This is a genomic window from Corynebacterium sp. HMSC078A10, from assembly GCF_001811565.1.
GTDB lineage: Bacteria > Actinomycetota > Actinomycetes > Mycobacteriales > Mycobacteriaceae > Corynebacterium > Corynebacterium hesseae.
The window spans coordinates 1-996 of the sequence record NZ_KV805212.1 but is presented as its reverse complement, the minus strand read 5'-3'; the positions used below and the strand labels follow the sequence as shown (position 1 = coordinate 996).

Here is a 996-nt window from a genome sequence, read left to right as displayed (position 1 = left end):
TCAGAAGACTGAAATGGTAGCGGTGTGGTGAGTATCTGGTAGCGCCTGAGTGAGTATCCGGTAGCGGTGTCTTACTCAGGCGTTGTTGGTGGTTATGTGTTGGTGGTGAGGCGCATGTTTGGTCCTTCGAGTGTGATGATCTCGGCGCCGGAGACGAGTCGGTTGAGGATTGACTCGGAGATCACGGCGTCGGGGATGGACTTGTACCACTCCAGTGGGGTGAATTGTGAGGTCACTATCGTTGAGACTTTGCCTTCTCGCCCGGCGAGGATGTTGAGAAGTTGGTGCGCGGTCGCGGCATCCACAGGTGTGGTCAGGAAGTCATCGAGGACCAGGACGTCGACGTCGTGGAGGTGCTGGATGAACTTCAGCCGTGCGGGGTCATCGGGTTGGAGGACTGCCAGTTCGGCGGCGAGCATGTCGGTGCGGTAGAACCGTGCGGAGTAGTCGTTGCGGCATGCTGCTGTGATCAGGGCTTGGGCGAGGTAGGTTTTGCCGACTGAGGATTTGCCCAGGATGACAATGTTTTGGCCCAGGTGGCACCATTGTCCGTGAGCGAGTCTGCTGACTTGCTCGGGGTTGATGTTGCGGTCAGGCGTGCAGACCACGTTTTCAAGGCAAGCATCAAGGTTTGGCGATCGGGATGCTTTTAGCAGTTTGTTGATGCGTCGTTCACGCCTGGCCGCGACTTCTTTATCGAGTGCGTAGAGCACCTTTTGGGAAAACGTCCATGCGTCGAATGCGGGATCGTTGGCGATATCGATGACGCTTCTGCCGAAGGCAGTCATCCGCAGCGCGGTGAAGTCGGGCAGGACGGACTCGTCAAGGAAGCGATCTGCTGGCGGGGTTGGTGATGACATGGGCTTTTAGTGTCCTTTCTTAGCGAGGTTGTCCATGCTGAACTGGTCTGCACCGCCAAGGAACGCGCCGGTGGTATCCCGGTCGGTGATTGCAGGGGCGGTGGGCTGGTTGACTGTGGTGCTGCGCGGGGCCTGG

Annotated in this window: 1 protein-coding gene; it reads right to left on the bottom strand. The window is 58.2% G+C overall.

Features of this window, described 5'->3' with window-relative positions:
• Window positions 1-92: 92 nt before the first annotated feature.
• A complete protein-coding gene (locus HMPREF2808_RS07750) occupies window positions 93-860 on the bottom strand; it encodes an ATP-binding protein (protein WP_070624366.1) in 768 nt (255 codons plus the stop codon).
• Between the last annotated feature and the right edge of the window lie 136 nt (window positions 861-996).